The 5,701-nt window shown below is 72.1% G+C and carries 6 protein-coding genes; all 6 read left to right on the plus strand.

The features are described from left to right. The first annotated feature begins 123 nt into the window (after window positions 1-123). Window positions 124-1,035 carry a hydroxymethylglutaryl-CoA lyase gene (locus VF330_RS11330; protein WP_330851496.1) on the plus strand — a complete coding sequence of 304 codons (912 nt, stop codon included), beginning with the start codon at window positions 124-126 and terminating at the stop codon, window positions 1,033-1,035. Between the two features lie 22 nt (window positions 1,036-1,057). Next, entirely contained in the window at window positions 1,058-1,909 is an 852-nt protein-coding gene (locus tag VF330_RS11335; protein ID WP_330851497.1) for a MaoC family dehydratase, read from the plus strand. Between the two features lie 139 nt (window positions 1,910-2,048). Continuing rightward, window positions 2,049-3,233 carry an ABC transporter substrate-binding protein gene (locus VF330_RS11340; protein WP_330851498.1) on the plus strand — a complete coding sequence of 395 codons (1,185 nt, stop codon included), beginning with the start codon at window positions 2,049-2,051 and terminating at the stop codon, window positions 3,231-3,233. A 10-nt stretch (window positions 3,234-3,243) separates the two neighbouring features. Beyond that, window positions 3,244-4,062: an LLM class flavin-dependent oxidoreductase gene (locus VF330_RS11345; protein ID WP_330851499.1), complete on the plus strand. Its 819-nt coding sequence runs from the start codon at window positions 3,244-3,246 to the stop codon at window positions 4,060-4,062. Window positions 4,063-4,082: 20 nt separating this feature from the next. Continuing rightward, window positions 4,083-4,976 carry an LLM class flavin-dependent oxidoreductase gene (locus VF330_RS11350; RefSeq protein ID WP_330851500.1) on the plus strand — a complete coding sequence of 298 codons (894 nt, stop codon included), beginning with the start codon at window positions 4,083-4,085 and terminating at the stop codon, window positions 4,974-4,976. Continuing rightward, a partial coding sequence (locus VF330_RS11355) for an acyl-CoA dehydrogenase family protein (protein WP_330851501.1) occupies window positions 4,973-5,701 on the plus strand: 729 nt, incomplete at its 3' end. The genes VF330_RS11350 and VF330_RS11355, both read left to right, overlap by 4 nt.

Raw genomic sequence — 5,701 nt, forward strand, 5'->3', positions numbered from 1 at the left:
CGGCATCGGGTTCACGTGGGAACACGAGATCTCCCACCACTTCCGGCGCGTGACGACCGCCCGCGCGCTCTACGGGACCCCGACCGCACACCGCGCGCTGGTCGCCGAAGAGCGCGGGTTCTGATGAGCGACGTGCCGTCCTCGGTCGTCCTCCGCGAGGTCGGCCCGCGCGACGGCCTGCAGAACGAGCCGCCCGTGCCCACGGCCGGGAAGGTCGAGCTCGTCGACGCGCTCGGCACGACCGGATTGACGGAGATCGAGACCGTCTCCTACGTGCACCCCAGGGCGATCCCGCAGATGGCCGACGCCGCCGAGGTGTGGTCGGCGGTGGAGCGCCGCGACGACGTGCGCTACTCGGCGCTCGTGCCCAACCTCGTCGGCGCCCGCCGGGCCCTCGACGGCGGCTTCCGCGACCTCGAGGTCGTCGTCTCGGCGTCGGCCACCCACAACCTGCGCAACCTCAACCGCACCCCGGAGCAGTCGCTCGACGGCATCGCCGAGGTCATCGACCTGGCGCACCAGGCGGGGGCGACCTGCCAGGTGATCGTCGCGACCGCGTTCGGCTGCCCCTACGAGGGCGAGGTCGCCGAGGACGTCGTCGCGTCGTACGCCGCCAGGGCCCGCCGCGACGGCGCGGACAGCATCTGCTTCGGCGACACCACCGGCATGGGCTCGCCGCCCAGGGTCCGCCGCCTCGTCGGCCGGTTCCGCGACCTCGACGCCGCCGCGCCGCTCGCCCTGCACATGCACGACACCCGCGGCACCGGCATGGCGAACCTCGTGGCGGGCCTGGAGCTGGGCGTGCGGCGGTTCGACGCGAGCGTCGGCGGCCTCGGCGGCTGCCCGTACGCGCCCGGCGCGAGCGGCAACATCGCGACCGAGGAAGCGGTGTACCTGCTGCAGGAGCTCGGCGTCGAGACCGGCGTCGACCTGGACCGCCTCCTCGACGTCGCCGCGCTCGCGCAGCGCCTCGTCGGCCGCGAGCTGCCGTCCAGGGTGCTCAAGGCCGGGCCGCGCACCCGCCTGTCCGCCTGACCTCCCAGCGAAGGACACCGCCATGCCACTCGACCCCACCCGCGTCGGCACGGTCACCGGACCGCGCACCGTGACCTGGACCGACAAGGACTCGCTGCTCTACGCGCTCGCGGTCGGCGCGGGCCAGGACGACCCGCTCGCCGAGCTGGCGTTCACGACCGAGAACAGCGAAGGCGTTGCCCAGCAGGTGATCCCGTCCTTCGGCGTGGTCCTGAGCGTCGACGGCGGGCTGCCGGACGTCGGCGACTTCGACCCGGCACGGGCGGTGCACGCCGAGCAGGAGTTCGAAGTGGACGGACCGCTCCCGGCGGCGGGCACGGCACACGTGACGACGACCGTGACCGAGATCTGGGACAAGGACCCGCACGCGCTGCTGTGGACCGAGTCGGAGCTGGTCGACGCGGCGACGGGCAAGCGGCTGATGCGCAGCCGGCTCGGAGGGTTCTTCGGCGGCGCGGGCGGATTCGGCGGCGAACGCGGACCCAGTGCCACGTGGACCGCGCCCGAGCGAGAGCCGGACCTGGAGATCGACTTCGCGAGCAGGCCGGACCAGGCGCTGCTGTACCGCCTGACCGGGGACCGCAACCCGTTGCACGCCGACCCGGCCTTCGCGGCCCGGGGCGGGTTCGAACGCCCGATCCTGCACGGCATGTGCACCTACGGCTGGGTGGCGCGGCTGCTGACCAACCACCTCGCCGGAGGCGACGCGAGTCGCCTGCGGTCCATGGCGGGCCGCTTCACCCGGCCCGTCCTGCCCGGCGACCTCCTGCGGCTTCTCGTGTGGACCGACGGCGGCGCGGGACTCTTCCGGGTGCTGACCCCGTCCGGCGACGTGGTTCTCGACCGCGGCCGGTTCGGGCTCCGCAGTTCATGACGGTCTGTCACCGACCGGTCCGGAAATGCGGAAATGCAGTTCAGGCCATTGCGTGACCGGAGTCACCGTGCCTAATATCAAGCACTTGCTTTACTTGGTTCAAGCGCTTGCTTGACGTGATGGTCAGAAAGGGACGCCCGTGTCTCGACTCACCACCAGCCGGCAATGGCGCCGGTTCCGCACGGTCACAGCGGCGATCACCACCACGGCCGCACTCGTCGCCCTCTCGGGATGCGGCGGCGCCGCCGACGCGGGAGCCGGCACGACGTACCTCGTCGGGTTCCCCGCCCTGCTCTCCGGACCCGCCGCGTTCGCGGGCGTGCCGATCACCGAGGGCGCCAAGCTCGCGGTCAAGGAGATCAACGCGAGCGGCTACCTCGGCGAGGGAAAGACCGTCGACCTCAAGATCGACGACATCAAGGGCGATCCGGCGAAGGCCATCGCGCTCTACCGCCAGTACGTCGCGGACGGCGCGTCCGGCGTCCTGTGCTGCGGGCTCTCCTCCGAAGCGGGTGCGCTCGCTCCGATGATCAAGCAGAGCAAGGTGCCCGCGATCGTGTCCTCCGCGATCCTCGCGGGCCTGGCCGAGCCGCCCTACGTCTACCGCCCGGTGGTCCTCCCGGCGGAGTCGGGTGGCCTCTACGACCAGTTCATCGACACGGTCGTGCCCGGTGAGGGCATCAAGACCGTCGCCATGGTGGTCACCTCCGACAACGACGGCATGGTCGGCGACGCCAAGGTGTGGAAGGCCGCGCTGGAGCGCAACGGCGTGAACGTGGTCCGCACGATCAACACCTCGGCGGCCGACACCAACTACACGCAGGCCGCGACCGAGGTTCAGTCGCTCAACCCGGACGCGGTGGTCGCCAGCATGCTCGGCACCCCGGCCGCGCTGCTGTCGAAGTCGTTGCGCGAGCGCGACTACAGCAAGCGCATCCTCACCAGCTACGGCGTCGACAGCGCCGAGCTGTTCAAGTCCTCCGGCGGCGGTCTCGCGGGCGCCCTGTTCGCGGTGCCGTTCCAGGCGGGCTTCACGACCAACGAGCGCGCCACCAAGTTCACCGCGGACTACAAGGCCGAGTACAAGAAGGACCCCGACATGTACGGGGCGCAGGGCTACACCGCGATGTGGCTGATGGCCGAGGCGATCAAGCAGGCGGGCGACAAGGACCCGGCGAAGGTCGCGGAGGCGCTGCAGAAGGTGAGCAAACAGGACACCGTCTACGGCGAGGTGTCCTACCAGAACGGTCAGGCGAGCCTGAAGGGCAAGGGCGCGTACCTGGAGTGGAGCAAGGACGGCGTGCTCGTGGAGTGGAAGCGCTGACGTCCGCCGCATGAGGGAGAGGACGTCGATGGACATCGGAATCGCCTGCGGTTTCCGGACGACGCCGGGCCAGTCGCTCGGCACCGCGATCGCGCGGGCCGCTGCGGCCGCGGAAGAGGCAGGCCTCGTCTCGTGGTGGGCGCACGGCGACCGCGAGGCCGCCGCGGACCGGGCGCACGACCCGGTGCTGGGCCTGCAGCGCGTGGCCGGGGCGACCGGCCGGATCCGGCTCGGCCTGTCCGGGGAGCTCCTCGCCCTCCACAGCGCGGCGGTCAGGGCCAAGCAGATCGCGAGCCTCGACTGGTTCGGCGGCGGCCGGCTGGAGGTGGGGCTCGACCTCACCGCCCCGCCCGCCGTCCTGGCCGACCCGTTCCGGGATGTTGGCGACCACGTCGACCGCGCACTGGACAACCTTGGTGCGATGCGCGCGTTGTGGACGCAACGCCGCGCATCGCACAAGGGCGAGCACGTCGCGTTCGACGGCGCGATCGCGCTGCCGAAGCCCGCGGGGGACCGGGTGCCCGCCACCCACCTCCGCGCGACGAGCACCGAAACCTTGGAGCGGTACGTCGCCGCCTGCGGTGCACCGGACGGCTGGCTGACCTGGCGCGAGGGTGCCGCCGGTCTGGTGGCCTCCGCCGCGGTGCTCGCCGGCGTGCTCGGCGACGCCGCCGACGGGGTGCGCCGCACCTGGTGCGTGCCGGTCGCCGACCTGCCCGCCGCCAGGGAGGCGGTCGACGTGCTGCCGGTGAGGGTCGACGAACTGGTCGCCGAGCTCGACCACCTGCCCACCGACGACGAGATCGCCGCCATCGCGGCGTTCGCCTGAGCCGCGAGAGGAGGCCCGGCGTGGAGATCGGTCTGGTCGACCTGTTCGACGGCAGTCCCGAGAGGAACCCGGACTTCATGGCCCAGCTGGGCCGCACGGCCGAGGAGCTGGGGTTCACCGGCATCTGGCTGCCGGAGCACATCGTGTTCTTCGACGAGTACACCTCCGCGTACCCGTACCCGGAGGCGCCGTCCGCGACCGATCCCGAGCAGGTCGAGCGGCACAACAAGACCGTCGGCGGCACGGCCCGCGTGGAGGCCGCGGCGGACCAGGGGCTGATCGACGTGCTCCAGGCCGCGGCGGAGGTCTGCGCGGCCACCACCCGGCTGCGGGTCGGCAGCTCCGTCCTGCTGCTGCCGCTGCGCAACCCGCGGCTGTTCGCCAGGGACCTGATGACCGTGGCCGCATTGACGGACGGACGGGTCGACCTCGGGGTCGGCGTCGGCTGGTCGGCCGAGGAGTTCGCGGCCTGCCAGACGGACTTCAAGACCCGCGGCCGCCGCTGCGGCGAGGGCATCGCCGAGCTGACCCGGCTGTGGGACGACCCCGACGGCGTCTACCCGGAGAGCCCGGCACCGATGCCGCGGGTGCTCGTCGGCGGGCACTCACCGGCCGCGCTGCGCCGTGCCGCGGCGGTCGCGACCGGCTGGTACCCCTGGAACCTCACCCCGTCGCAGTTCGCCGAGCACCACCGGACCTACCGCGAGCACCTCGACGCGGCCGGGAAGGACAGGGGAGAGCAGCACGTGATCGCCGGGCTCCGGTTCACCGGCGAGATGGCCGCGCTGCCGTCCGTCGTCGAGCGGTACCTCGAGCTCGGCGCCGACGGCGTCAACATCTCACTGAGGATGCGAGTGCACGACTACGCCGACACCATGCAGTCCGTCTCCGACGCCCTGGGACTCGCGGCATGAGCGACATCGAGGAGTTCCGCGCCGAGGTCCGCGCCTGGCTCGCGGAGAACGTGCCGGCCGAACCGCTGCCGCCGTGGACCGGGCAGGCGGGGTTCGACCTCCACCGCGCCTGGGAGGGAAAGCTCTTCGAGGGCGGGTACGCCGCCGTCGACTGGCCGTCGGAGTACGGCGGCCGGGACGCGAGCCTGAGCCGGTCGATCGCGTTCGCCGAGGAGTACTACCGGGCCGGTGCGCCGGAACGGATCAACATGGGCGGCCTCTACCTGCTGGGGCCGGTGCTGATGCAGTGGGGGACGCCCGAGCAGTGCGCCCGCTGGATCCCCGACCTGCTGGCGTGCCGCACGATCTGGTGCCAGGGCTTCAGCGAACCCGGCTCCGGCTCCGACCTCGCCTCGCTGCGGACGTCCGCGGTTCGCGACGGCGACGACTTCGTGGTCAACGGCCAGAAGATCTGGATCTCGATGGGCGGCTTCGCCGACTGGATCTTCGCGCTGGTGCGCACCGACCCCGAGGCGGGCCGTGAACGCAAGCACCGCGGCATCTCCTTCCTGTGCATCGACCTGCGCTCGCCGGGGGTGGAGGTTCGGCCGCTGACGATGGTCGACGGCACCCGCGGGTTCGCGGAGGTCTTCTTCACCGACGTGCGGGTCCCGGTCGGGAACGTCGTCGGCGGCGTCGACAACGGCTGGGCGGTCGCGATGTCGACGCTCGGGTTCGAACGCGGC

This window comes from Lentzea sp., assembly GCF_036380075.1.
In the GTDB taxonomy this organism is placed as follows: domain Bacteria; phylum Actinomycetota; class Actinomycetes; order Mycobacteriales; family Pseudonocardiaceae; genus Lentzea.